At 41.5% G+C, this 24,728-nt stretch carries 26 protein-coding genes; 10 read left to right on the top strand and 16 right to left on the bottom strand.

What is annotated here, in order from left to right; all coding sequences use genetic code 11:
* Positions 1–206 precede the first annotated feature (206 nt).
* The 3 genes from ABE65_RS02625 to ABE65_RS02615 all read left to right on the top strand — a co-directional run bounded on the left by ABE65_RS02625 (position 207) and on the right by ABE65_RS02615 (position 4,102).
* Positions 207–1,493 (top strand): glutamate-1-semialdehyde 2,1-aminomutase, encoded by a 1,287-nt coding sequence (locus ABE65_RS02625; RefSeq protein ID WP_066391142.1) that lies wholly within the window; start codon positions 207–209, stop codon positions 1,491–1,493.
* A gap of 225 nt (positions 1,494–1,718) precedes the next feature.
* On the top strand, positions 1,719–2,789 hold the full coding sequence (locus ABE65_RS02620) for an FUSC family protein (RefSeq protein WP_066399677.1): 1,071 nt from the start codon (positions 1,719–1,721) through the stop codon (positions 2,787–2,789).
* Positions 2,790–3,127: 338 nt separating this feature from the next.
* Entirely contained in the window at positions 3,128–4,102 is a 975-nt protein-coding gene (locus tag ABE65_RS02615; protein ID WP_066391141.1) for a nuclease-related domain-containing protein, read from the top strand.
* Between the two features lie 47 nt (positions 4,103–4,149).
* Here ABE65_RS02615 and ABE65_RS02610 read toward each other — a convergent pair whose 3' ends face one another.
* The 8 genes from ABE65_RS02610 to ABE65_RS21395 form a co-directional block, all read right to left on the bottom strand.
* Positions 4,150–5,070 carry an ABC transporter permease gene (locus ABE65_RS02610; RefSeq protein ID WP_066391140.1) on the bottom strand — a complete coding sequence of 307 codons (921 nt, stop codon included), beginning with the start codon at positions 5,068–5,070 and terminating at the stop codon, positions 4,150–4,152.
* 11 nt (positions 5,071–5,081) lie between these two features.
* A complete protein-coding gene (locus ABE65_RS02605) occupies positions 5,082–6,086 on the bottom strand; it encodes an ABC transporter permease (protein WP_066391138.1) in 1,005 nt (334 codons plus the stop codon).
* Between the two features lie 287 nt (positions 6,087–6,373).
* Positions 6,374–7,975 carry an ABC transporter substrate-binding protein gene (locus tag ABE65_RS02600; protein ID WP_066391136.1) on the bottom strand — a complete coding sequence of 534 codons (1,602 nt, stop codon included), beginning with the start codon at positions 7,973–7,975 and terminating at the stop codon, positions 6,374–6,376.
* Positions 7,976–8,033: 58 nt separating this feature from the next.
* On the bottom strand, positions 8,034–9,008 hold the full coding sequence (locus ABE65_RS02595; RefSeq protein ID WP_066391135.1) for an ABC transporter ATP-binding protein: 975 nt from the start codon (positions 9,006–9,008) through the stop codon (positions 8,034–8,036).
* Positions 8,983–9,993 (bottom strand): ABC transporter ATP-binding protein, encoded by a 1,011-nt coding sequence (locus ABE65_RS02590; protein WP_066391134.1) that lies wholly within the window; start codon positions 9,991–9,993, stop codon positions 8,983–8,985. The genes ABE65_RS02595 and ABE65_RS02590 overlap by 26 nt, the downstream gene beginning before the upstream one ends.
* 201 nt (positions 9,994–10,194) lie before the next feature.
* On the bottom strand, positions 10,195–11,937 hold the full coding sequence (locus tag ABE65_RS02585) for an ABC transporter ATP-binding protein (protein ID WP_066391132.1): 1,743 nt from the start codon (positions 11,935–11,937) through the stop codon (positions 10,195–10,197).
* A gap of 105 nt (positions 11,938–12,042) precedes the next feature.
* A complete protein-coding gene (locus ABE65_RS02580) occupies positions 12,043–12,570 on the bottom strand; it encodes a nucleoside tri-diphosphate phosphatase (RefSeq protein ID WP_066242704.1) in 528 nt (175 codons plus the stop codon).
* Positions 12,571–12,963: 393 nt separating this feature from the next.
* Entirely contained in the window at positions 12,964–13,137 is a 174-nt protein-coding gene (locus ABE65_RS21395) for a gamma-type small acid-soluble spore protein (protein ID WP_082861254.1), read from the bottom strand.
* Positions 13,138–13,282: 145 nt separating this feature from the next.
* On the opposite strand from ABE65_RS21395, the gene ABE65_RS02575 reads away from it, so the two are divergent.
* Positions 13,283–13,507: a hypothetical protein gene (locus tag ABE65_RS02575; RefSeq protein WP_066391131.1), complete on the top strand. Its 225-nt coding sequence runs from the start codon at positions 13,283–13,285 to the stop codon at positions 13,505–13,507.
* 269 nt (positions 13,508–13,776) lie between these two features.
* Here ABE65_RS02575 and ABE65_RS02570 read toward each other — a convergent pair whose 3' ends face one another.
* Genes ABE65_RS02570 through ABE65_RS02560 form a run of 3 tightly spaced genes read right to left on the bottom strand, consistent with a single transcriptional unit; the run spans position 13,777 to position 15,966 of the window.
* The gene (locus tag ABE65_RS02570; RefSeq protein ID WP_066391125.1) at positions 13,777–14,532 is read right to left on the bottom strand and encodes an SDR family NAD(P)-dependent oxidoreductase; all 756 of its coding nucleotides are present in this window, start codon (positions 14,530–14,532) and stop codon (positions 13,777–13,779) included.
* Positions 14,529–15,650 carry an A/G-specific adenine glycosylase gene (mutY, locus tag ABE65_RS02565; RefSeq protein ID WP_066391124.1) on the bottom strand — a complete coding sequence of 374 codons (1,122 nt, stop codon included), beginning with the start codon at positions 15,648–15,650 and terminating at the stop codon, positions 14,529–14,531. The genes ABE65_RS02570 and mutY overlap by 4 nt, the downstream gene beginning before the upstream one ends.
* A 1-nt stretch (position 15,651) precedes the next feature.
* On the bottom strand, positions 15,652–15,966 hold the full coding sequence (locus ABE65_RS02560; protein WP_066391122.1) for a hypothetical protein: 315 nt from the start codon (positions 15,964–15,966) through the stop codon (positions 15,652–15,654).
* 38 nt (positions 15,967–16,004) lie between these two features.
* Between ABE65_RS02560 and ABE65_RS02555 the strand changes: the two genes are divergently transcribed.
* Positions 16,005–17,006: a metal-dependent hydrolase gene (locus ABE65_RS02555; RefSeq protein ID WP_066391121.1), complete on the top strand. Its 1,002-nt coding sequence runs from the start codon at positions 16,005–16,007 to the stop codon at positions 17,004–17,006.
* 13 nt (positions 17,007–17,019) lie between these two features.
* Here the strand turns inward: ABE65_RS02555 and ABE65_RS02550 are convergent, their stop codons facing one another.
* The gene (locus ABE65_RS02550) at positions 17,020–17,286 is read right to left on the bottom strand and encodes a YfhJ family protein (protein WP_066391120.1); all 267 of its coding nucleotides are present in this window, start codon (positions 17,284–17,286) and stop codon (positions 17,020–17,022) included.
* Positions 17,287–17,386: 100 nt separating this feature from the next.
* Here ABE65_RS02550 and sspK point away from each other — a divergent pair, with 100 nt between their 5' ends.
* On the top strand, positions 17,387–17,542 hold the full coding sequence (gene sspK / locus ABE65_RS02545; RefSeq protein ID WP_066242730.1) for a small, acid-soluble spore protein K: 156 nt from the start codon (positions 17,387–17,389) through the stop codon (positions 17,540–17,542).
* Positions 17,543–17,581: 39 nt separating this feature from the next.
* Positions 17,582–17,749: a YpzG family protein gene (locus ABE65_RS21390; RefSeq protein WP_077364736.1), complete on the top strand. Its 168-nt coding sequence runs from the start codon at positions 17,582–17,584 to the stop codon at positions 17,747–17,749.
* Positions 17,750–17,999: 250 nt separating this feature from the next.
* Here the strand turns inward: ABE65_RS21390 and ABE65_RS02535 are convergent, their stop codons facing one another.
* Complete coding sequence (locus ABE65_RS02535; protein ID WP_066391118.1) at positions 18,000–18,305, bottom strand: YfhH family protein; 306 nt, start codon at positions 18,303–18,305, stop codon at positions 18,000–18,002.
* A 67-nt stretch (positions 18,306–18,372) separates the two neighbouring features.
* Here ABE65_RS02535 and ABE65_RS02530 point away from each other — a divergent pair, with 67 nt between their 5' ends.
* On the top strand, positions 18,373–19,044 hold the full coding sequence (locus ABE65_RS02530; protein ID WP_066391116.1) for an SDR family NAD(P)-dependent oxidoreductase: 672 nt from the start codon (positions 18,373–18,375) through the stop codon (positions 19,042–19,044).
* Here the strand turns inward: ABE65_RS02530 and recX are convergent.
* The 3 genes from recX to ABE65_RS02515 all read right to left on the bottom strand — a co-directional run bounded on the left by recX (position 19,031) and on the right by ABE65_RS02515 (position 22,548).
* Positions 19,031–19,846, bottom strand: a complete 816-nt coding sequence (recX, locus tag ABE65_RS02525; protein WP_066391115.1) for a recombination regulator RecX — start codon at positions 19,844–19,846, stop codon at positions 19,031–19,033. The two genes, ABE65_RS02530 and recX, sit on opposite strands and share 14 nt — an antisense overlap.
* A gap of 396 nt (positions 19,847–20,242) precedes the next feature.
* Entirely contained in the window at positions 20,243–20,449 is a 207-nt protein-coding gene (locus ABE65_RS02520; RefSeq protein WP_197480331.1) for a YbdD/YjiX family protein, read from the bottom strand.
* Entirely contained in the window at positions 20,446–22,548 is a 2,103-nt protein-coding gene (locus tag ABE65_RS02515; RefSeq protein ID WP_066391113.1) for a carbon starvation CstA family protein, read from the bottom strand. Before ABE65_RS02515 ends, ABE65_RS02520 begins: the two co-directional genes overlap by 4 nt.
* Positions 22,549–22,651: 103 nt before the next feature.
* On the opposite strand from ABE65_RS02515, the gene ABE65_RS02510 reads away from it, so the two are divergent.
* Positions 22,652–23,545, top strand: a complete 894-nt coding sequence (locus ABE65_RS02510; protein WP_066391111.1) for a TIGR01777 family oxidoreductase — start codon at positions 22,652–22,654, stop codon at positions 23,543–23,545.
* 30 nt (positions 23,546–23,575) lie between these two features.
* Positions 23,576–24,706: an amidohydrolase gene (locus ABE65_RS02505; protein WP_066391110.1), complete on the top strand. Its 1,131-nt coding sequence runs from the start codon at positions 23,576–23,578 to the stop codon at positions 24,704–24,706.
* Positions 24,707–24,728 lie beyond the last annotated feature (22 nt).

Raw genomic sequence — 24,728 nt, 5'->3', positions numbered from 1 at the left:
GAAAGCCCTCAATTCTGCTAACGTAAAATTTAAAGTTTCCTAATAAAGAAACTCCAGGCACTCGAATAGTTTACTCCAATCCCGTTCATAAACTCAAATACTTGAGACTATCTTGTCATAGTTTCCCATCACTGTTCCTCGCGCTTATTCATGCTACAATATGAATTGAACTGAACTGACGTATCGTTTACAGGAGGTATTTATAGATGAATCACACGAAATCTGAAGCACTATATGATGAAGCGCTTCTACATATTGTTGGGGGTGTAAACAGCCCATCCCGATCATTTAAAGCAGTCGGCGGCGGTGCACCCGTGTTTATGGAACGCGCAAAAGGCGCATATTTTTGGGATGAAGACGGCAATCGTTATATCGATTATCTCGCTGCTTATGGTCCTATTATTACCGGACATGCTCATCCTCATATCACAAAGGCGATAGTGAGAGCCGCAGAAAATGGGGTTCTCTATGGAACGCCTACTTCTCTTGAAGTGAAATTTGCGAAGATGTTAAAAGAAGCGATGCCTGCTATGGATAAAGTTCGTTTCGTAAACTCTGGAACAGAGGCGATTATGACAACGATCCGCGTTGCTCGTGCTTATACAGGACGCGATAAGATCATCAAGTTTGCTGGATGCTATCACGGCCATTCCGATCTTGTTCTTGTCGCAGCTGGCTCTGGTCCTTCTACATTAGGTACCCCAGACTCAGCTGGTGTTCCGAAATCTATCGCACAAGAAGTGATCACCGTTCCATTTAATGATGTTGATGCTTATCGTATTGCGATGGACAAATGGGGAGACCAGATCGCTGCCGTTTTAGTAGAACCGATTGTTGGAAACTTCGGAATCGTTGAACCGAAAGAAGGCTTCTTGCAAGCTGTTAATGACATTACTCATGAGCATGGTGCACTTGTAATCTATGATGAAGTCATTACTGCTTTCCGTTTTATGTATGGCGGTGCGCAAGATCTTTTAGGTGTAAAACCTGACATGACAGCCCTTGGAAAGATTATCGGTGGCGGTCTGCCGATCGGGGCGTACGGTGGTAAACAAGAAATCATGGAAAAAGTAGCACCACTTGGACCTGCGTACCAAGCAGGAACGATGGCAGGAAACCCAGCTTCGATCTCAGCAGGGATTGCTTGCTTAGAAGTTTTAAAGCAAGAAGGCGTTTACGAGGAAATGGACCGCTTGGGTGCGATTCTTGAAAAAGGTTTACTTGAACAAGCTGAGAAACATAGTGTTTCCGTAACAATCAACCGTTTGAAAGGTGCTTTAACACTTTATTTTTCAAACGAAAAGATCGAGAACTATGTACAAGCAGAAGCAACAGATGGCGAGATCTTCGGAAGATACTTCAAACACATGCTTCATGAAGGAATCAATCTCGCACCATCTAAGTATGAAGCGATGTTCTTAACAACTGCACACACCGAAGAAGACGTTCGCGCTACGATTGAAGCAGCTGGAAGAGCGTTCAGCTCACTATAAGTTTTTATACGTAAATGATAAGTAAATGTAAGAATCCGTCATCGCACGGATTCTTTTTTTGATTTAAGGGAAAACCTGTAATAGAGGGTATATGATTTTCATATGGTATATAGGTCTGTTACTTTTCACAATTTGTTAACAGATATTTACTTGATTAAAAGGACGAAACAGTTTATAGTGTTTGAGATTATTAACATTTTTTATGAGAAAGGAATTATTGCAGTTATGAAACTAGGAGCCCGAATGATTAAAACGGGTTTAGCCATTTCTTTATCGATCTACTTAGCGATGTTGTTTCAATTGGATCAGCCAGCTTTTGCTGCGATTGCCGCTACATTTGCGATCCAACCTTCCATCTATAGATCGTATCAAACCATTTTAGAACAAGTTCAAGGTAACTTGGTCGGTGCCATTTTTGCTATTATTTTTGTTATTTTATTAGGCAACAACCCTTTTGTTATCGGATTCGTTGTCGTACTTGTCATCGCAGCGAACTTAAAGATGAAGATTGCGAAAACGATACCGTTATCCATCGTTACCGTAATCGTGATCATGGAAAGCCATACGGAGAACTTTATCGGCTTTGCGATCGATCGTTTCTTATTGATCATGCTCGGCGTATTATCAGCGTTTTTAGTTAACCTGGTATTTATGCCACCTAAATACGAAACGAAGCTGTATTATAAAATATCCGATCACACAGACGAAATTATAAAATGGATCCGCATGATTACCCGTCATGCTACAGAACATAGCGCTTTAAAAGAAGATCTGCCCCACTTAAAAGAAAATCGCTTTAAGATGGATCAATATTACTTGTTGTATAAAGAAGAACGTACCTATTTTAGAAGCAACAAGTATACCAAAACACGCAAACTGGTTCTTTACCGCCAGATGATCCAAACGACAAACAAAGCACTAGAACTGTTGAAGAGCCTTCACCGTCATGAAAATGAAATGAACAACATGCCGGAGCCTCTTCAAGAACTGATTCAATTAAAACTGGATGGCTTGACCAACTTCCACGAACAGATGCTGTTGAAGTACACGGACAAAATTCGCGCACAGCATACACTCGATATGGATAAAGCCATCAACAAAAAAGCACTCATGACCTGTATCATGAGCTATTACAAAAACCCAGAGAACGAAGACTGGATCGAACTGTTCCCCGTCTTCGCCCTGATCATAGATTACGCAGACCAATTGGAACACTTGAACACCCTGGTGGAAAGCTTTAAGAACTACCACCAGGAAGATAGCGAGGTTCAGTTGGATCAGCGGCTTGAAGATTGATATTGTGTATTGGAAGCCAACCCTTTGTTTGAGGGTTGGTTTTTTTGTTGGTTGTGGGGTGAATATGGTTGGGTAAACCAGTTTGTGGCTAAGCAGTAATTGTTACGCCTCTGTCGAAAAATGTCTAAGATTGTAGACTCGTGGATAAACCACGAAAACTTTAGGATTCAAGGATAAAACTCGTGGATTAAACACTATTTCTTGCGGATTCATAGGTGAAATTTGTGGATTGAACCGGTTTACAATGTGATATTAGGTATCTTGGTCTTTGAACCAAACGTAAGAATGCGGCAAAATGGAGTTCCATGATCCTAAAAAAATTGTAGGAGGCGCTTCATTTGAAAAAAGAAAGAAAAGCACCGATTTTTATTACAAAATTGTCTAAATTGGTTAAAAGAATTCCACCCAATCACTTTAAGAAACAAGAATTTCAGGATTTGTTGCGAAATCATTCATCAGGCTTTAAAGGCGAGCAGTCACTCGAATACTTTTATCGTTATCTGCCTAAGGATATTCTTTACTTACATGGTCTTAGAATATTAGACGGTGAATATTTTTTTCAAATGGACACTCTTCTTATTACTCCGAGTTTCATAACAATCCTTGAGATCAAATATATGGCTGGTCATCTTTATTTTGAAGACCAATTCTTTCAATTCATTCGTACGTATGCCGAAAAAGAAGAAGCTTTCCCAAATCCAATCGATCAAGTGTCTCGCCAAAAAATTCATCTTTCAAGGGTACTTGAACAGCACAAAATGAATATATTACCTATCGAAACACTGGTCGTTATGACTCATCCTGCTGCAATTATTGAAGCGGCATCAGGTTACCAAGAAGCTAATGAGAAAGTAATTAAGAGTTCAAGTTTACAGCAAAAGTATGAAACTCTATTACAGAAATATCCAAATGAGGTCATCACTCAAAAACAAGTTAAAAAACTAGCAAGACTTCTCCTTAAGTTAAGCTCATCGTACGATCCAGATATTTGTGAGCTTTTCCAAGTAAATAAGAATGAGCTCTCAAAAGGGGTCTTTTGTCCAACTTGTCCTCACTCCATCATGAACTACACTTGGGGGAAATGGCATTGTTCTACTTGTAATACTTCATCAAAAACTGCGCACATTGAAGCTCTTCAAGATTACGCACTATTAATATCAAATCATATATCAAACTATGAGTTTGCATGGTATTTAAATTTACAATCGAGCAACCAAGCCTACCATCTTCTTCGTTCGTTAAATCTACCCTCAACCGGTACAAATCGATCAAGACTCTACAACCTAACCCCCCTCCTTGAAAAAACCACATAAAAAAAGAAGCTCAGCCAAAGCCAAGCCTCATTACTTACCATTAATCTCTAACTCTTCATCCGTGGATCTAGAGCGTCACGCAATCCGTCACCCATCAGGTTAAATCCAAGCACTGTTAGCATGATCGCTAAACCTGGGAACAATACTGTCCATGGTGCTTGAATGATAAAGTCCTTTGAATCTGCAAGCATCTTACCCCACTCTGGAGTTGGTGGCTGTGCACCCATTCCTAGGAATCCAAGTGCAGCTGCTTCAATAATCGCCGTTGCGATCGCTAGCGTCCCTTGAACGATGATTGGAGCAAGACTGTTCGGTAGGATGTGGTGGATTAGAATCCTGAAGTCGCTCATTCCGATCGCACGAGCTGCTGTAATGTATTCCTCTTCTTTTACACTAAGGACTCTTGAGCGCAGCAAGCGACCAAACGTTGGAATATTGATGATCGCGATTGCGATCAACGCATTTTTTAGTGATGGTCCAAGTACAGATACTACCGCAATCGCGAGTAAGATACTTGGGAACGCAAGCAAAATATCGAAAATGCGAGATATGATACCGTCTATCCATCTTCCATAATACCCTGCGATGATCCCCAGCAAAGAACCTACAATAACCGATCCAGCCACTGAGAAAAAACCGACCCACAGGGAGATGCGAGCACCGTGGATGACACGGCTCAAAATATCACGGCCAAATTCATCTGTTCCGAACCAGTGTTCAGCTGATGGAGCTATGTGCTTGTCCTTTAATTCAACATCACTATAGCTATAAGGTGCGATCAGGTCTGCAAATATCGCAATCAAGATAAATAACGATACAATCGATAAGCCGACAAGAGCGATCTTATTCTTTTTAAAACTTCTCCAAGCATCTTTCCAAGGAGAGATTACTTTGTCTTCCACAGGTTCCACGGGCATATGCTGTGGCTGCGGAACTACGGGAGGTGTTGATCTTGTGAGTTCTGACATGCTAATCCCTCCTACTTGAATTTAATTCTCGGGTCAATTGCCGCGTACAGCAAATCAACGAGTAGATTGATTAATACGAAAATCGTTGCGACCACTAAGATACCAGATTGGATAACCGGATAATCACGATATGAGATTGCATCATAGATGTATGTACCAATGCCTGGCCATCCGAAGATCGTTTCAGTAAGAATCGCACCACCCAAAAGCAGTCCCGTCTGAAGACCAATAACGGTTACGACTGGGATCAACGCGTTTTTCAATGAGTGCTTATACACGACCCAGAACATTTTCATGCCCTTAGCGCGAGCGGTTCGAATGTAGTCTGAGCGCATTACCTCAAGCATGCTTGAGCGAGTCATACGCGCGATGATTGCCATCGGAATCGTAGCTAGAGCCGCTCCTGGCAAGATAAGATGTTTTACGACCTCTGCAAACTGATCCATCCTTCCTTGAATCAATGTGTCGATCAAATACAGATGGGTGATCGGATCAACCGGAACACGAATGTTGTCACGCCCCGTAGTCGGCAAAAGATCAAGGTGAATGGAAAATACATATTGCTCCATAAGGCCAAGCCAGAAGATTGGCATAGAAACTCCAACGAGCGCAAGAACCATAGCTGTATAATCGAACCAAGAGTTTTGGAACCACGCAGAAATGATACCTGCGTTAACTCCGATCACGATCGCGATAACCATCGCAACGAAAGCAAGTTCAATAGTAGCTGCTAGATACGGCCAAACCTCTTCTGCGATCGGAACGTTCGTTTTTAGTGAAACACCTAGGTCCCCTGTAAAAAGACCTGTCAAATAATCAATAAATTGCGTATACCACGGTTGGTCTAATCCAAGTCGCTGAGTTAATGCAGCTACAGCTTCCTTTGTGGCCTGTTGCCCTAGAATTAATTGTGCTGGATTACCCGGGATAGCGCGAATCATCATGAACACGATAAATGTCATCCCTAAAAGTACAGGAACGAGCGTTGCTAACCGTCTGATCGTATAGGCAAACATAGGGTCACCTCTTTCTTAAGAAGAATTACAAGTATGTTAGGTTAAGAGTTGTTATTCTTGAAAGGCGTTGCTTTCCACTCCAGGATGCTCGCTTTCCGGGGGGCGTGCGGTGAGCCTCTTAGCGCTAGGCGCTATTAAGAGTCTCACCTGTCCCGCTGGTCCCTCAGGAGTCTCGCACCTTACTTTCCAATCAACGTAACAAAGGGGTAATGAAAGACTACCTTCTAGAGAATCATTTTCCAAAAAAAGAGGAGCAGGCTATTTTAGGCCATACTCCCCGCCATACTTTATTCGAAAGATACGTCCGCGAAAGATTGAGAACCTGTAGGATGTGGAACGAATCCTTTAATCTTGCTTGCTCCAGCTAGTTGAGGCTTAGAGTGAACAAGTGGTACCCATGGAGCATCTTCATGGATGATAACTTGTGCTTGTTTGTAAAGCTCTTCACGTTTCGCTTCATCAGCTGTTGTTTGAGCTTCGACTAAAAGCTTATGAACGTCTTCGTTCGCATAACGAGCGTAGTTGTTAGAATCGATCGTGTCTTTGTCAAGAAGCGTATAAAGGAAGTTATCCGCGTCTCCATTGTCACCTGTCCAACCTAACATGAACATTGGCGCTTCACCTTTTTGAACTTTCTCAAGGTAAGTACCCCACTCGAATGTAACGATGTTCGCTTTAATATTCACTTTTGCAAGTTTCGCTTGAATCGCTTCAGCTACTTTTTGACCGTTCGGCATGTATGGACGTGCCACAGGCATTGCCCAAAGATCCATTGTAAATCCTTTTTCCATACCAACGCTCTTTAAAAGTTCTTTAGCTTTTGCTTCGTCATATTCACGATCTTGAATCTCATCGTTGTACCCAGCGATTGAAGGAGGCATTGGGTTCTTAGCCGGCTCAGCTGTTCCTTCATAGAAGTTGTCGATGATCGCTTGTTTGTCGATCAAGTGGCTGATCGCCTGACGTACTTCTTTCTTATCAAATGGTGCTTTTTCAACGTTAAATCCAAGGTAACCAACGTTCATTGAAGGACGTTCGAACAATTGAAGCTTGCTGTTGTCTGAAACTTTTTTCATATCAGATGGATTAAGAGCATCCATTAAATCGATTTCGCCTTTTGTTAGTGCGTTTAGACGAGAAGAGTTGTCTTTGATTACTTTAAACGTTACGCCATCAAGTTTCGGCATATCTTTTACCCAATAGTCAGCATTCTTTTCAAGAACGATCGTATCGTTTGGCTTCCAGCTCTTAAATTTGAAAGGACCTGTACCAACTGGCTCTTTGCTTAGCTTGTCGCCGTCTAATGATTTAGGGCTCGCGATCGCGAACGGGCTCATCGCTACGTTCTTTAAGAATGGAGCTTGTGGCTTGTTCAACGTAATAACTACTTTGTAGTCGCCTTCTGCTTTAACATCTTTAATGACGTGGCCTTCGTCACCTTCAAATCCACCAAACATAGATCCGTAGTATGCGAATTTTTCGCCATCTTTACTTTGTGCCCAACGGTCAAAGTTCTTTACAACTGCATCTGCGTTGAACTTCTCGCCATCGTGGAACTTAACATCTTCTTCAAGCTCGAATGTATACGTCAAGCCATCTTCAGAAATTTCCCATTTCTTTGCAAGACCAGGAACGATATCAGTATTATCTTTTCCGTAGTTTACTAGTGGCTCATAGATTTGTTCTGTTACGATGAAAGATTCACCGTCAGTAACAACAGCTGGATCAAGTGCAACAGAATCTCCGCCACGACCGTAGATCATGACATTGTTCGGATCGACTTTATCGTCGTCTCCACCTTTGCTGCTATCCCCGCCTGATGAACACCCTGCCAACGCTAGAGATAAAGCAAGCATTAAAGCAAATAAAGTTAATAAACTTTTCTTCATCTTCTTTCCCCCAGTTCTCATTTTAGTTATGCCTTTGTTTATATGTACGTGTCTGCCGTTATTCGTAAAGATGGCAGGCAGCGTAGTGGCCTTCAGCAACTTCTTTTAAAACAGGCTTTACGGTTCCGCAATGATCCATCGCTGCAGGGCAACGTGTGTGGAATGGACAACCAGCAGGCGGATTCGAAGGACTCGGCACATCTCCTTGCAGGATGACACGGTCTTTCCGGTGCTCCACATCTGGAATCGGAACAGCTGATAAAAGAGCTTGTGTATATGGATGTTTCGGATCATCATAAAGCTTCTCACTATCCGCAAGCTCTACGATATGACCCAAATACATAACTCCCACTCGGTCACTGATATGGCGGACTACACCAAGATCATGTGCGATAAACAAATACGTAAGGTCGAACTCTTTTTGAAGATCTTGTAACAGATTCAATACTTGAGATTGAATAGAAACATCGAGTGCAGATACAGGCTCGTCCGCGATAATGAGCTTCGGATTCACGGCTAGTGCCCGTGCGATTCCGATACGCTGTCTTTGTCCTCCTGAGAATTGGTGAGGATATCGCTTCGCATGCCAACTTGAGAGTCCTACGACTTCAAGTAGTTCCTTAACTCTTCTTTTTCGTTCTGCTTTATCTTTTACACCATGAACGATCAATGGCTCTTCTAAAATTTTCTCAACTGTATGACGTGGGTTAAGGGAAGCAAAAGGATCCTGAAACACCATCTGCATCTCACGGCGTTTCTTTCTCATCTCACTTGAAGATAGTTTGGTTATATCCTCACCTTCAAAGTAGATTTTTCCTTCAGTAGGTTCTAAAAGTCTAAGGAGCATTCGTCCTGTCGTGGACTTACCGCACCCGCTCTCTCCAACGAGGCCGAGTGTTTCTCCTTTTTTTATGTAAAAAGAGATTCCGTCTACTGCCTTTACTTCGCCAACGGTCTTACTCAATATTCCGCCTTTAATCGGAAAGTGCATCTTTAGATTTTCAACTTTAACTAATGGCTGTGTCTGATTCATGTAGATTCACTCCTTTCCCGTCCTCGTAAAGCCAGCACCTGACTTGATGACTGCCTTCTTGAGTTTTAAGATGAGGAGTTTCGGATATACACCTTGTTCCTGCATGCTCACAACGCGGTGCGAACGAACAACCCGTAGTGATCGAACCGGGTTTTGGTACGTTTCCTGGAATAGAATACAAACGGCCAACCTTCTCCCTCATGTCTGGTACGGATTTGATCAACCCAACCGTATAAGGGTGCTTCGGATTTTGGAAGATGGTCTTCACTTCCCCTTCTTCAACCACTTTTCCAGCGTACATAACAACGACGCGTTCACACATCTCTGCCACGACACCTAGATCATGTGTAATCATCATGATGGCGGTGTCTGTTTCTTTGTTTAATCGTTTCATCAAGTCTAAGATTTGGGCTTGAATCGTAACATCCAAAGCGGTAGTAGGCTCGTCCGCTATCAGAAGTTTAGGGTCGCAGATCATGGCCATGGCGATCATGACACGCTGACGCATACCTCCTGATAATTGATGTGGATATTCTTTTACAAGCTCTTCTGCTCGTGGAAGTCCCACTAGCTTAAGCATCTCGATGGCTTTACCCATCGCTTCTTTTTTGGACCATTTTCTATGTATGCGCAGTGATTCAATAAGCTGTTCACCGATCGTGATAACCGGATTCAAGCTTGTCATCGGCTCTTGAAATATCATCCCGATTTCATTGCCTCTAATTTGCCGCATCCTTCTTTCTGGTGCTGAAGCAAGATTTTCACCTTTAAAGAGAATCTCTCCTTCAATTTTCCCAGGCGGTGTAGGCACTAGTCCCATTACGGATAGGGACGTCACACTTTTACCGCAACCTGATTCTCCTACGATCCCGAGCACTTCGCCAGGATTCACGTGGAAATCAACACCGTCAACTGCAGGGATTGCGCCATCTTCTGTAAGGAAAGAAGTTCTTAAGTTCTTCACTTCTAGAACTGGATTTCCCATGAGATCTCACTCCTTTCTCTAAGCTGCCAAAATTCCTAGAATATTACTTCTCTGTTGAGAATTATGACACTACTCTGACAATTTGACAATATTTAATTTTCAGAATAATCGACAAATATGTCTTATGTTGTAGTTCTTTCGTAGTGTGTTTAACTCCATTAACATAAAAAAAGACCAGCATCTCTGCCGGTCTTAAACAATCTATTTTAATTGTTGAACCATGAAAAGGTCGTAATAAGCTCCTTGCTTTTCCATCAATTCTTTATGGTTTCCGATCTCTACGATTCTGCCATGGTCGATGACGATAATTCGATCAGCATGCGTAATCGTGGAAAGTCGGTGAGCCACAATAAACGTTGTCCGGTCTTTTGCAAGTTTTTCTAAAGCCTCTTGAATCAGATGTTCACTCTCAAGGTCTAGTGCGGAAGTTGCTTCATCTAGGATAAGAAGCGGTGGATTTTTTAGAAAAACACGTGATATGGCCACTCGCTGCTTCTGACCGCCAGATAGCTTGACCCCACGTTCACCGATCTTCGTGTCATATCCTTCAGGGAGGCTCATGATGAACTCATGTGCATTAGCTGCTTTTGCAGCCGCTATCATCTCTTCATCAGATGCCTCTGGATTCCCCATAAGAATATTCGCTCGAACGGATTCACTAAAAAGAATATTATCTTGAAGAACCATACCGATGTTATCTCTTAGTGAGCGCACTTTAAAATCACGGATATCTGTTCCATCCAGCTTGATACTTCCTTCAGAAACGTCGTAAAAACGCGGGATCAAGCTGATCAACGAAGATTTACCGCCTCCGCTCATCCCCACCAGAGCAATCGTTTCTCCTGCTTCGACCGATAAGGAAACATTATGTAGCACATCAGCTTCTTCCTCGTTATAAGTGAACGAAACATTCTCGAAATCAAGTTTTCCTCTAACCGATTCTAACGGTTTGGCATGAGGAGAGTCTTCAATATCATAGGACTCATCTAAAAACTCAAACATCCGGTCCATAGAAGCGATCGATTGTGTCAGTGTTGTAGATGAATTCACTAGTCGTCTCAGTGGATTATAAAGTCGATCCATATACGCAACAAATGCAACTAGCGCTCCAATCGTAATGTTTCCTTGAATACCTTGATACGCGGCAAATCCAATAACTAAAAGCGGGGCAATATCGGTTACGGTATTTACGACCGAGAATGTTTTTGCGTTCCATTTTGTATGATCCATTGCACGATCTAAGAAATTTCGGTTTCGTTTATCAAATTGAACCTGCTCATGATCTTCAAGTGCAAAACTTCGGATGACTGACATACCTTGAACGCGTTCATGCAAATGGCCTTGTACTTCAGCAAGAGCTTGCGAACGGTCTTTCGTTAGTTGACGAAGTCGAGCATAGAAGAACTTTACAGAAAACCCGTAGACGGGAAGCATGGATAAGGCAACAACGGTTAGCCAGAAATCCATTGAGAACATGATGGCAGCGGCAATAATAATCGTCGCCATATCTAACCACACATTCATTAGACCAGTAATGACAAACGTTTTGGTTTGCTCAACATCATGGATGACTCTCGAAATCACTTCACCCGATTTGTTGTTCGAATAAAAACGCAGGCTTAAGCGCTGTATATGATCAAACATCTTATCACGAATGTCATATAAAACCTTTGTTCCTACCCATTGTGCATAATATTGTCTCCAATACTCAATCGGTGGACGAAGCACTACGAATATGAGGGCAGCTCCTGCCATGAGCCAGTACAGCTTGTTTAATTTTTCATCTACCGGCAATGACACTTGGATGATGTCATCGACAACATATTTTAAAATTAGAGGTGTTAATAACGGGATACCGAATTTAGCTAATCCGATTACGATCGTCCAAAAGATTTGCCACTTGTATGGTTTTACAAAAATTAAATACCGTTTAATACTATCCATTTCATTTCACCATTCTTTCCTTCATAAAAAGAAAACTTGGCAAGCGCCAAGTTAACCAAAGATAAAAAAAGGATAACCTGTTGACTCTTCAACAGGTTTTCCTTTTTATCGGAATTCTAAATATCTTTCATACCATTGTTCCACAAATCCAGGTTCGAACGGTCCCTTTTTCTGTGTGACCATCAAGATTAATTCTTGAAGGTTCTTCTTAATGATCGTATCGAGCTGACTCGGATACCTCATCATTCTTTTATGCAGTTCATATTCATCTTCATCCAATAAGATATAAGTTCCGTCTGGAAATACCTTTATATCAAGATCATAATCAATATACTTTAAGGCTTCCTTGTCCCACATAAATGGTGAGCCTAGGTTGCAATAGTAATAAATCCCGTCTTCTCGTATCATTCCGATCACGTTAAACCATTGCTTCGCGTTAAAATAGCAAATGGCCGGTTCCCTCGTGCGCCATTGACGCCCATCAGATTCAGTAACAAGAATCCGGTCGTTACCGCAAATCACCTGACTAGGAGTCCCTTTCAAAATAACCGTATCTTCCCAGTTTCTATGAAGATAACCGTTATGCTTATAGCTTTGGATATTGATTATACTTCCGGTTGCAGGAAAACTCATCTCTCTCTCCTTTCTGCCCGAGTTCCGGAAGCTAATGTTACCTATTGAATTGTTAATTCTCCTTCCTCTTTAACCAATTGTCGGTAATTCACCAGCTCCATTAATAAACCTCGTTCTTCATTTTTTTCAATGTTTTGATTCCCGATCATTACTTTCTTTCATTACACACGCTTTTTTTCTCTTCTTTATTATATCGTTTTAAGAATAGTTTGGAAATGTACTTGTCCCTGTTTTTTTCATAAAAGCGCCTTTTTTCAAATAATTCCACTCGTCACTAGTATTCCCATCGGTCTTGTTTAGAAAACGTATGTACTTCGTTTGATCATTAGATAAAAAAATGAAGAGAAACCAAAAAATGCTCCCTAGTGATTAGGGAGCATTCCTGGATAGAGGTTATTTTTGTTGTTGGTTCTTACCTTGTTGAGACTGTTGGTTTTGTTGGCGAACTTCTTGAGCGTTAGTTTCGCTAGCAAATTCAGTCCCGTAAGATTGACCAGCTTGTTGTTGTTGCGCGTTTTGTTGCTTTTGACGAGCTTGTTGTTGTTGTTGTTTTTGTTGTTTGTCCATGTTTTTCACCTCCACGAAATATAATTTACCCGGGGTCATGCTTTTTTATAAGTACTTTTTTTATTAGATATTTCCAGTATTAAAACGTTGGGATATAGGGGATAAATGAAACAATAAAGAATTCTTGATAAAGGAGGAATAACTCATGTATGTAGGAAGAGATATGACCGAATTAAGTATGACGAGTAAGACCGATTGGAAAGATGCAGAACTCGCTTATTTTCATCACTCATTGCAGCAGGTGGCCGCTTATTTAAACGAAGAAGGAACAAGCATGCACCGCGAGATCATTAAAGAGATCGAAGCAAGAGGCGGAATGAAACGTGACGAAGCGGACTGGACGCACGGAACTGAGGTTAAGTACGATTAAATTTCCTGATTGCCCGGGAATCGCTCATAAACCCTGGGAATCGCTCATAAACCTTGGGAATCGCTCATAAACCTTGGGAATCGCTCATAAACCTTGGGAATCGCTCATAAACCTTGGGAATCGCTCATAAACCTTGGGAATCGCTCATAAACCTTGGGAATCGCTCATAAACCTTGGGAATCGCTCGTCCAGCATGATTAGCAGCCGCTGGACGAGCACCAAAAACAAGCCCCTGCATTCGGCAGGGGCTTGTTTTCATTCAAAAAGTATTAAAAATTACTATAAGACTGTCCGCCATCCACGTTCAGTGTACTTCCGACGACCCAAGAAGCTTTTTCAGAAGCTAAAAACACAACTACGTTAGCTACTTCTTCCACTGTTCCGAATCGTCCAGCAGAAATATGTTCTTCTACAAATGAATGAATTTGGTCTGGATTTTGTTCTAATCTTTTTTTCCAATTTCCTGTTTCATGCAGGATCGATCCAGGGGCAACTCCGTTTACTCGTATCCCCTTTTTGATCATCTCGTCGCCAAATGATTTTGTGAAGGAAATCATGGCTGCTTTACTTGCATTATACGTGGGCTTACCACCCGATTCGCGGCCAAAAATAGACGAAATGTTAATGATCGCTCCACCGTCAGATTTCTCGCTCATGATGGATGCCGCTCTCTTACTCAGATCGACTGCCGATAAAAAGTTTAAATGCATGGCTTCTTCAAACTCTTCCATACTTGTCTCCATAACAGAAGAACCATTGCTTCCACCTGCATTGTTAACCAAAACATCTATTGTTCCAAATTTCGTAACGAATTCATCCATGATACGTTCACGATCTTCAACATTCGTCACATCACCTTGAAAAATTTCAATTCCTTCTTTTTGAGCAGCTTCAAGATCAGCTAAGTTACGTCCAACGATCCCCACTTTTGCTCCTTCTTCTAAAAAGGCATGGGCGATTCCTTGGCCAATCCCTTTAGATCCACCTGTAACAAGAACCACTTTTCCGTTTAGTTCTAAATTCATAAAATTAACGCCTCCTTAATGAGCCGAATGATTTTCTGATGTGAGACAGGGAATGGATAAGTGTCCAGCTCATCTACAGTAACCCATTTCCAGTCATCAGGTAGTTGCTGTAAATCATCTTCACTTTTAATTTTCCCCTGCCAAATTTGGATTTCCCACTTCAAATGTGAAAAAACGTGCTCAATGTAACCTGCTTTTTCTTCAACCACCGCTCCTAAATCCACCTGTTCATGTACATAACCAACTAATGCATCGATTTCTGCATCTTTGTGCTCTCCTACATACTCAGTGTTAGGAAATTCCCACATGTTCGCAAGCAATCCTTCAGATGGTCTTTTGTGGATGAGGATTTTCCCCTCATCATTTATCAACACACCTGCAGTCATCTTCGCTTTTCTAACTTTTGTTTTTCCTAACTTTACAGGAAGCTCAGCTTGTCTTCCACTCTCAAACCCTCTGCATAATTCTCGCATCGGACATAATAAGCAAGCTGGTGATTTCGGTGTGCAGATCAGTGCACCTAGCTCCATTAATGCTTGGTTAAAAGAAGATGGATCTTCGTGTGAGATCAGTTCTCTCACTGCTTTTTCAAAGAGTACACGCGTTTTTGGTTTACTGATATCTTCTTCGATCAATAGGATTCTGGATAAAACACGCATAACATTACCATCAACTGCCGGCTCTGGAATACCGTATGCAATACTAAGAACAGCTCCAGCTGTATAAGGGCCGACTCCCTTTAATTCAGCTATCTCTTTGGGCGTATTCGGTACTATTCCTCCATAGGATTCGCATACTTCTTTTACCGCGGTTTGTAAGTTTCGAACTCGGGAATAATAACCTAGACCCTCCCATGCTTTTAAGACTTTTTCTTCATCTGCGTAAGCAAGGTCTTGCAGCGTTGGGAACTGTTGAGTAAATCGTTCAAAATAAGGAATGACGGTATCCACTCTCGTTTGCTGAAGCATGATTTCAGAGACCCAGACACGATAAGGATCTTGATTTTCTCTCCAAGGCAATGTTCGCTTGTTCTCGTCATACCAAGTTAACAAATAGTCTTGAAATTGTTTCACATATGAATCATTGAGGGAAAATATACTATTACTTGTTGTGTTCAATTTACAGATCGTCCTTTGTGTTTAGCTTTTCAAACGCCCAGCAATGAATTTTTTCTAATCCCCCTATTACACATTCATCAAGGATTGAAAAAACAGGGTGCTGTGGAGATGTTCGATTTTTTTTAATGGTATCATATGATGCTTGATCGTTAACTTGGAAACATTCAACATATAGAGATGGCTGATCTGCAGCTCTATACCATTGAATATCTGAAGCACCACAAGCTTTAAGTTCACTAATGACAGATTCCATTTGAGACTCATACCATTGAATGGATTCTGGACTTACTTTATACTCCATAAAAACCGTTAACATATTATTTCCACTCCATTCCTACATAGGAGGTGATCGCCTTGGATACAGGCACACATATTGTAATGGGACTCGGGTTAGGTGGGTTAGCGATGCTGGACCCTGCGATTGCTAATGATCCAGTAACCTCCCATGCTATTCTTGCTGGGACACTGATTGGTTCCCAAGCACCCGATTTTGACACCGTTCTTAAACTAAAAAACAATGCGGTATACATCCGTAATCACAGAGGAATAACCCATTCGTTGCCTGCGCTTGTGATTTGGCCACTGCTTTTATTTGGGGCTATCTCATTATTTGTTCCCGAAGCCGACAATGGAAAGCTTTTATTGTGGACCGCGATCGCCGTTTTTCTTCATGTGTTTGTCGATATCTTTAACGCTTACGGCACACAAGCACTATACCCGATTTCGAAAAAATGGATCGCACTAGGTGTCATTAGTATCTTTGATCCTTTTATCTTTTTCTTGCATATAGGAGGCTTGCTGCTCTGGTATATGGGTGTAAATCCTGGATACACATTTCTAGCAGTGTACAGCATACTCGTCGTTTATTACATCATTCGAATCATATCGAGACAACGAGTAAACAAAATCGTGCTGAAAAAGATTCCAGAAGCTGAAGAGATTTATGCTAGCCCTACGATTCGTTGGGGACAATACCATCTTGCCATTAAATCGAAGCATGAATTCTTTGTAGCCGGTTTGAAAAATGGAAAAGTAACGGTTTGGGATACTTTCGATCGTCTAGCTGTTCCGAAAACGAAATTGTTCGATGCAGCGAAAAAGGACAAAAACATATCTGCCTTTCTCTCTTTCTCCCCTGTGCACAGGTGGGAAGTCGAAAAAAATGACCACGGTCATCTCGTTCAATTTATTGATCTTCGATATAGAAGTAAAGGACATTATCCTTTTGTCGCAATGGTACAGTTAGATGAGAACTTGAACATCATTACTTCTTTTACAGGCTGGGTGTATTCCGAAGACCGTCTGAAAAAGAAGATGGAATTCTCTCCACTTGATCTTATCAACAATAATGAATAGGAAGAAGACGGGCTTATTGAATAGGCCCGTCTTTTTTTACGAAACGCTGAAATTTAGGATTGTTTGAAAAATACTCATGAAGCTTATGGCCATATGAAGTAATCAACTGAGTTACCATTTTTTCAGTAACCTCTTGTCCTTCATATTCCCATCCCGCTTTCGCTCGAGTAGACTCAAAATCTTCCCATAATCCTTCCACCCATTCCCTTGCTTCTTGATTTGTAAGAGCTGGGTTCTTTTTTTGCAGTAATTCCGCCAATCTGTCAAAACGCTCTTCCATTATTCTCCCTCCTTATCCAATTTTTAAAGAAACCCCCGTCACATAAAGGGTTCTCTCACGTTTCATACTAGTTGAGAACCGATAATAAGGAGGTAATCACATGCGTAATAAATCGAAAAACTTCCCTAATCGGATCTCCTTCTCAGGTGAGCCGAGATCAAAAGAAGAATTCTCTTCTAAACGGCCAGATGGATCCATTCGTGACCATCCGCAGGAACGAATGTTTTTATCCAATCAACACCGAGATGATCAGTAACTCTTGCGGTTATGAATTTCATTCTGGGGGGTGAATCAGTTGAACAAGAAAGACTACTTCTCATCAACGCGATTTAACGGTAAATATTCTGACCCCTTTCACTCACCGCGTGCCAATTCGAAGCATGCGTACAACCAAGTGAACGGGGAAACCCAGCAAGCATTAAATAACTATGTGCTTGAAATTCAAACACGTAAGCGTTCATAGTGACGAATAAAGGAGCGGTCCTGTACCGCTTCTTTATTTCGTTTCTTGGAAAGCTTTTTTGTTTGTTAAAGTTGTTGATTTCCGTTTCAGGTGCTCGCTTTCCGGGGGGCGTGCGGTGAGCCACCTCGTCGCCTTGCGCCCTTAGGTGTCTCACCTGTCCCGCTGATCCCCCAGGAGTCTCGCACCTTACACTCCGATCAACTGCAAAGAAGCTTTGAAAAACAAAATACAAAGAAAAGAGCCTTCAAAATTATTCTAGAACAGAAATCGGCAGAGCTTCGAGTGCACTTTGTTTATTTTTATAACCCCAGGCAAAAATACCATTTAGGTAGAGCACAGAAAAAGTTGAACCTGGATCTCCTTGAATTCCGTACTCTTTCCCGCTTTCAATCGTTGAAGGATCCATCAAGTAGCATTTGCCCATCGCGATCTTTCGTTCATAAACAGCGTACTCACTTACCATGCCCATTTGTTCTGCTTTTTGTGCCTTAGCTCGAAGGGAAGCAATTTCGCCTTTAATCTCAACATCTGTCATCTCACTGAATCTTTTTTCCATTTGATTACTTCCTTTCTTTTCTGTACCCTATATATGCTTAAGAACTAACTACATAGGAGTGATAATTTTGAATAAGACAGTAATTATTACGGGCGGCGGTTCAGGCTTAGGACTCGCACTTGCCCGCGAATATAATAAAACACACAACATATACCTTGTTGGTCGTAATGAAGAAAAATTAGAGCTAGCTGTGCAATCATTTGTTAACCCTGAAAACACTGTGTCCTATAAAGTGTGTGATGTTACGAATTACGAACAAACAGAATCCATGCTTAAATCCATCTTTCAAAGCGATGATGTTCACGCGTTGATCAACAATGCAGGCATTGGAATATTCGATCCGCTTGAAGACTTATCAAAAATAGATATCACAGGGATGCTTGAAACGAATGTTTATGGCACTATTTTTCCAACGAAGATTGCTTTTTCACTCTTTAAAAAGCAAGGTTTCGGCAAGGTCCTGAACATTATTTCAACGGCAGGATTACGTGGAAAAGTAAATGAATCCGTCTATTGTGCTTCTAAGTTTGCCGTTAGAGGATTTACGGAAAGTCTCGTAAAGGAATGGGACGGATCAAATATCTATCCTACAGCCGTTTATATGGGTGGAATGGACACGCCGTTCTGGAATGAATCCACTCATATTAAAGATCGCTCACGTTTAAAATCTCCAGAGCAAGTTGCGGCACTAATCGTGGAACAGGACGACAACAGACCTGAAATCTTTATAGATCGTTAATTTCATCCCCGTTAAGCAGTTCTGAAATTACATCGGAATTGAAGCCTTTGCTGTAAAGAAATTTCTTCATGCGTGACTCGTATTCAAATCCAGTATACTTCTTGTATTTATGGTGAGCTTTACGAGCATGCGCCAGCAAGGCTTCTTTTTCATCTTCTGCGGATTGACTGATCTTCGCTTCTTGAAACGCCATCTCAATCACTTCCCACATGTAGCCTTTTTGCTGAAGCTGCTGTGCGATCCTTTGCTTTTGCTCTTTTTCAGATCGTTTCTTACCGCTTGAAAATTGTTTTTGAATAAACGAAATGCTAGCTTCTAATTGCTCATCAAAACTGAACTGATTGAGAGCCTCTTCCGTGTGACGATCACTGATCCCTTTTTTCTTTAGCTCCTGCCTAATCATGCCTGGACCTTTAAACGATGTGTTCATACGGCTTCTCACGAGAGATCTCGCAAAGGTTTCATCATTCACAAAATCATACTCTGAAAGTTTTTGCAGAACTCGTTTGATCGTGGCTTCAGGAACTTCCTTTTTCTCGAGATAGACTTCGATCTCATGAGCGGTTCGCATTCGAAAAGATAAATAATGAAGAGCTTTGTTGAAGGCTTTTCGATATTGATCTTCTTCAATGATGGCTTCCCACTCTTCTTCATCGATCTCCATTCCTTTTTGGAGCGAAAACTTTATTAAAACATCTGCGTCTACGCTAAATGCGAATTCTTCTTTTGGTCCTTTTTGTATAAAAACATTAAATCGTTCGTCGTTTTTTTGCTGAGCAGAAATCCTTGTTATAACAGCCATCTACCCACCTTCTTTCACCAATTAGTGTACCATATTTAATGAATTTCGTACTGTTTGAACAGTCTGCGAACCATTGATTTATTTGTAACTAACGAAACAAGCACGTTACCGTTGGATGAAGCAGAGGATATAAGCAGCATCGGTGGTTAGAACTGATTTTCAGGTGTAAAAAGCTTAGTCACGGGTGCTTACGCGGCATTCTCAGGTGTAAATCGTTACATCACAGGTGGTTAACCCCACTTTACCGGTGAACGTGTAATTAATATAAAAACACGTACCGTAAAAAGCATACCTTCCACCACACTCAGCTCACCCGTTCATCACATAAAAAAGCACCCTCCCCAGTGGGAAGAATGCTTTTTTAATGAAAGTGCAACCTGCACTTATGAAGTCTTATCAACAGCGTTTTGCATTTGCGCCGTATTTATTCTCGAGTAACTCTGCAAAAAACTCTTTTTCAGTCGGAGGTGTGCGATCTGGATGATTTTCTTTTAAATGCTTCACATAAGCTTGATAATCAGGCAGATTTGAAATTCCCTTTCCGATATATAGAAGGATCTGAAAGATGTTTTTCACCCAATTCCAAGCAGCTTGAAACGTCACGATACATCACCAAGCTTTGTTTGCACAAATGGCTCTTCTGAAGTTTCTAAAGGTTTTTCGCTCTTGATTGCTTTGTACCAGATTCGCATTGCATCAATAAGAACTCCTAGAATAAGTAGCATAAAAATCGCTGTTAAATAAGCATTTAACGTATTGTTGAATACCAGCTTTTCTGCAGCTTCCATGGAAGGTACAGTAGCTGGCAAGTTGCCGCTCGTTATCGCTTCTTTCATAACCTCTGCTTGTTTTAAGAAACCGATTTTCGGAATATCAGAGAAAATCTTTTGCCAAGCCGCATAGAACGTTACAATCATCAACCAAGAAAGTGGAACTAATGTAACCCACACAAACTTCTTCTTACCCATTTTTAAAATAACGGTAGTTGCCACGATAAGTGCGATAGCCGCTAACATTTGGTTAACGATACCGAACAACGGCCATAGCGTATTGATGCCGCCTAACGGATCTGTTACACCGACAACTAAGAAATAACCCCAGCCAGCAACGACTAACGCACTCGTGAAATATACAGCTGGCATTGAGTCTGTTTTTCGTAATGGTTTGTAGATTTGTCCAAGAAGATCTTGAAGCATAAACCTACCTACTCGTGTACCAGCGTCAATGGTGGTCAATATGAATACAGCCTCAAAAAGTATCGCAAAATGATACCAGAACGCCATCAGCTGTGGTCCACCGATAACTTGCGAGAAAATTTGTGCGATCCCTACAGCGAGTGACGGGGCACCCCCTGTCCGAGATAGAATCGATTCTTCATCCACATTTTTAGCGAGTTCATTGATTTCATCTGCGGATACCGTGAATCCCCAAGAGGAAATCGTTGTAGCAGCTGTTGCGACATCCGTTCCGATCGCAGCACCTGGAGAGTTAATAGCAAAATAGATTCCAGGCGTTAAAAGCGTTGCTGCTACCATCGCCATAATCGCGACAAAAGATTCTGTTAGCATTCCTGCGTAACCGATCATAGGAGCATGCTGCTCGTTTGCGATTAGTTTAGGCGATGTTCCTGATGAGATCAAAGCATGGAATCCAGAGATGGCTCCACAAGCAATCGTAATGAACAAGAACGGAAAGAGGTTTCCTGCGAATACTGGACCTGTTCCATCAATAAATTTAGTGAGAGCAGGCATTTGAATCTCAGGCATTACGATCAGAATACCGAGTGCCATCATTCCGATTACCCCTACTTTTAAAAACGTACTGAGATAGTCCCTTGGCGCTAGAAGCATCCATACAGGTAGAACAGATGCAAGAAAACCATAAACGATCAACATCCATGCTAAAGTCTCTCCATCAAATGTAAAAAGAGGTGCAAGTGTTGGAGAATCCGCTACCCATTGGCCGCTGACTAGTGCAAAAATCAGCAATACAAAACCAATAATGGACGCTTCCCCTACTCTTCCTGGACGAAGATAGCGCATATAAACACCCATGAACAGAGCGATAGGTATGGTCATGGCAATCGTATATGTACCCCATGGACTTGATTTAAGTGCGTTGACAACGACTAGTGCAAGAACGGCGATTAAAATAACCATAATAGCAAAAACACCGATAAGCGCTAGCATTCCACCAACTGGCCCTATTTCTTCTTTCGCAATCTGACCGATTGATTTACCTCTGCGTCTCATGGAAATAATTAAAATAACAAAGTCTTGTACAGCACCTGCAAGAACTGCGCCCACAATAATCCAAATGGTCCCAGGCAGATATCCCATCTGTGCGGCTAAAGTTGGACCTACAAGTGGACCAGCACCCGCGATCGCAGCAAAATGGTGTCCATAAAGAACCCATTTGTTTGTCGGTACATAATCCTTACCATCTGCATATCTTTCTGCAGGTGTTGCGTTGTTCTTATTAAGGCTGAAGATTTTAGTAGCAATAAATCGTGCATAAAAGCGATAAGCAATGGCATACGTACACAAGGAAGCAACAACAAACCAGATTGCATTGATCTTCTCGTCTCTTTGGAGCGCGATGATCGATAAGGCGATCCCCCCCGCTAAAGCAATACCAATCCATAACAGCGCTTTCAAAAAGGGGTTCTTCTTTTTTGCTTGCACATTTCTTTGGAGCTCCATAAGCCTTCTTTCCTCCTCAATAGGGTAATATAATATGTACAAGATGAATTATAACAAATATTCATAATTTTTAAATAAATAAATTGGAAAGAGGTGGATTATCTTGAAAAGAATCTTAATTACAGGAGGCACTGGCTTTGTAGGAAGCTTTCTGACGGATCACCTTACATCGCTTGGGAATGAAGTCTATATTCTTACACGAAAAGATAAACAATCTCAGAAAAAAAACGTTAATTTTGTGCAATGGATGTCAATCAATGAACCTGATCTACCTCCGATTGATGCAGTAGTAAACCTTGCTGGAGAATCCATTAACGGCAGATGGACCGATGATAAGAAACAGTCGATCTTAAACAGTCGTTTAAAAGTTACAGAAGAATTATTAAAACTCGTTGAGAAGATGCCACAAAAACCTTCCGTTTGGGTAAACGCTTCTGCTATTGGGTATTACGGAACTTCAGAGACAGAGGTGTTTACAGAAAGATCATCCAGACACGGAACAGACTTTTTAGCTGAAGTCGTTAGAGCATGGGAAACAAAAGCATCAGAAGCGGAATCCCTCGGAATCAGAACGGTTTTCACCCGATTTGGGCTAGTACTAGGTAAAGATGGAGGAGTACTGTCTCAACTAAGCCTTCCCTATCGGTTTTTTATAGGTGGTACTGTGGGTTCAGGTGATCAGTGGGTTTCTTGGGTTCATTTAAAGGACGTAGCAGAACTCATTACAGAAGCCATTGAAAATGAACAATATTCAGGTCCTGTTAATGTAACGTCCCCACACCCTGTGACGATGAAAGAATTCGGTCAAGTAATAGGTGACGTTATGCATCGACCGCATTGGCTTCCTGCTCCTTCGATCGCTTTTAAAATCATGTTTGGCGAAATGAGTATGTTGATTCTAAAGGGACAGCAAGTCCTTCCAGAAAAAGCGCAAAACCTAGGGTATAACTTTTCCTATCCACACTTAAAGGGGGCTTTACATGATTTGTTACAATGATAATAAAAATAAAATATCAGGTGACACATTATGAAAACATTAATTCAAAAAGCGAAAGTTTATCCAATTACAAGCAGCGAGCTTCAACAAGGCGATGTTCTAATTGAGAACGGTAAAATTATTGCTGTCGAAACGCATATTGAGCCTACAGCCGATATGGAAATCATTCAAGCTGAAAATCTGCATCTTCTTCCTGGGTTCATAGATGTTCATACTCATCTAGGTTTATATGACGAAGGAACAGGATGGGCTGGTAACGATGCTAACGAAACGCATGAGGTGCTAACTCCACATATTCGTGCGATCGATGGCTGTCATCCGCTCGACATCGCTTTTAAAGATGCCGTACGTTTTGGAGTTACAACAGCTCATATCATGCCTGGCAGTGCAAATGTTATCGGTGGAACGACATCTGTCATTAAAACTCATGGACACGATATTAGAAAAATGATCATTAAGGAAACGGCTGGACTTAAGATTGCATTAGGCGAAAATCCAAAACGAATTCACAGTGGACGGCACAATGATTCTATCACTCGTATGGGAATCATGGGGATGCTACGTGAAGCTTTTTACCAAGCGAAAGATTCAGCCTACCAAGATAATTTGCGTGTTGCACCAATCGCAGCCGCTTTAAATCGTGAGATCCCTGTTCGCATTCATGCACACCGTGCAGACGATATTCTGTCAGCTATTCGTTTCGCTGAAGAATTCAACCTAGATTTCCGTATTGAACATTGCACAGAAGGGCACCTGATCGCTGATTCTTTTAAAGATTTAAATTTAAAAGTAAGCGTTGGACCCACTCTAACAAGAAAATCTAAAATAGAGCTTAAGAACAAAACATGGGATACGTATCGTATACTATCCGAAAATAACGTTGAAGTTTCAATCACTACCGATCACCCATATATTCCGATTCAATATTTAAACGTTTGCGCGGCAATTGCCGTTAGAGAAGGATTGAGCGAAAAGAAAGCGCTTGAAGGAATCACAATCGCTCCAGCCAAGAACCTTGGAATCGATGATCGAGTAGGCAGTATTGAGATCGGAAAAGATGCTGATTTATCCCTCTGGACTGAGCATCCGTTCCACTTTTCTGCTACCCCTGTCATGACCATGATCGACGGAGAAATAATTTACAAAAAATCTACAAAATAACTATTTTCTTTTTTAAAAAAAT

The sequence above is a fragment of the Fictibacillus phosphorivorans genome (genome assembly GCF_001629705.1).
Taxonomy (GTDB): domain Bacteria; phylum Bacillota; class Bacilli; order Bacillales; family Fictibacillaceae; genus Fictibacillus; species Fictibacillus phosphorivorans_A.
This window is presented reverse-complemented; position numbering and strand designations above follow the sequence as displayed.